Annotated in this window: 3 protein-coding genes; all 3 read left to right on the forward strand. The window is 43.3% G+C overall.

From position 1 onward, the window contains the following. The coding region (locus AC1DUA_RS35270; RefSeq protein ID WP_477504169.1) for an ABC transporter substrate-binding protein at positions 1 to 599 on the forward strand (599 nt) is incomplete at its 5' end. A 146-nt stretch (positions 600 to 745) separates the two neighbouring features. After that, entirely contained in the window at positions 746 to 1,651 is a 906-nt protein-coding gene (locus AC1DUA_RS35275; protein WP_477504170.1) for an iron-hydroxamate ABC transporter substrate-binding protein, read from the forward strand. Between the two features lie 116 nt (positions 1,652 to 1,767). Then, a partial coding sequence (locus AC1DUA_RS35280) for a LysR family transcriptional regulator (RefSeq protein ID WP_477504171.1) occupies positions 1,768 to 2,020 on the forward strand: 253 nt, incomplete at its 3' end.

Genomic DNA, 2,020 nt, shown 5'->3' on the forward strand with positions numbered 1-2,020 from the left:
ATTATGGACTGAACCCTGAATATTTGCGTGTCGTAGCGCCGATTGTGGATATTTCGTGGATGGAAATGGGCTGGAAAGAACATCTGCGTCTTATTGCGCGATCTATTCATAGGAGCGATCGGGCAGAGAAGTGGTTGGCTGACTTTGAAAAAGAAGAACAGGCTGCTCGTTCACTCATCCAGCACCATGCAGTCGCGAAAGAAATTCTTACGATTCTCGTTATTAAACCGGGGAAACTGCTCGTTTATGGCGGGAGAAATGTCGGCTATGTGATGTATCAATCACTTGGACTGCAGCCTCCTGCAAGGATCGAGCAAGAGATGAGGAAGCTTGGGGATCAATTTCATTCCATTCCCATAGAGTTATCTGATCTAGATGAGTATGCAGGGTCTCGTTTGCTAGTGATTGTGTTTCCAGATGCTAATGGTTCCATCGCACATTCGGAAACGATTTTCAACTCTTCATATTGGAACAAGCTTGCTGCCGTTCAGCGGAATCATGTCCATCATCTAGATCGCGATGAGTGGATACCATATAATCCAGTGTCTATCCGTTTGCAGCTTCAACGGGCAATAGCCTTATTTACAAGCAACCAATAGTCCAAGTCCATTCCCGAACAAAAAGGCATGGTTAGGCTCTCCATGGATACTTATAATTATGAATACAACTGAGAATGATTTTCATGATCAGTGAAAGGGGATTAATCATTTATTTCTATATGTATCTAAAGGGAGAGAGTCATCTAATGAAAAAGTTTTTCATACTGTCCGTAATGATCTTTGTTATTCTGCTTAGTGCTTGCGGCAGCAAGCAAACTGCGACCGTCTCTGGATCGGGCACATTGACCTACCAATCCGAGGATGGTCCCGTGCAAGTACCGACGAATCCACAGCGTGTCGTGGTGTTAACCCGATTTTTGACAGGTAACGTTATGCTGCTCGGCGTGCCTCTAGTCGGTGTAGACGAGATGTCCAAAACCAACCCGAATTTCCAGGAGAAATTGAAAAACGTTGAAGTGGTAACGGACGAAAGCATTGAAAAAATCATTGAGCTTAACCCGGACCTCATTATTGGGCTGTCAGACATTAAAAATATCGATAAGTTCAAAAGCATTGCGCCTACAGTTACTTATACGTATGGGAAAGTGGACTATTTAACGCAGCAGCTGGAAATCGGCAAATTGTTGAATAAAGAGAAAGAAGCACAAGCTTGGGTGGAAGATTTCAAAGCACGTACCAAAAAAGCCGGAGAAGAAATCAAAGCGAAGATCGGCGCTAATGCGACAATCTCGGTTATCGAGACTTTCAATAAGCAGCTTTATGTATATGGGGATAACTTTGGCCGCGGTACCGAAATTCTCTATCAGGCGTTCGGACTCCCAATGCCACCAAAAGTTAAGGAGATGACTCAGAAAGAAGGTTTCTTTGCTCTCTCAACGGAAGTTCTAAAAGATTACTTAGGCGACTATATCATTTTCAGCAAAAATGCGGATGAAGATAATTCGTTCCAGAACACAGAAACGTACAAGAATATTCCCGCGGTTAAAAATGGACACGTATTCGAAGCCGATGCGAAGGCATTCTACTTCAATGATCCTCTAAGCATGGAATATCAACTTGCATTTTTCATGAAAAACTTTCTCGGCAAGTAAGGGACAAAAACTCAGGTCAAATTACCTGAGTTTTTTTGATTATGATATAGAGTATGCTAAGCTTTAGGCAAAGGCAAACAACACGTAGGCAATTAAATCCCAAAGGAGGGTGATCGTTGAACGAGAAGGATTGCATCATGCTGCAGTATCTTGCGGAGGAACAGAGTCTGACGAAAGCGGCGGAACGGCTGTACATCACGCAACCCGCGTTATCCTATCGGATTCAGCAGTTAGAGAAAGACTTCGGGGTTTCGATCATCGTGAAGTCCTCTAAGGGGACCAGGCTTACACCAGAAGGAAAATACCTGGTTACCTATGCGATGAAGACACTGATAGAATTGAATAAATTGAAGGATCACATTATTAGCT

Source organism: Paenibacillus sp. 01T422, from assembly GCF_056398785.1.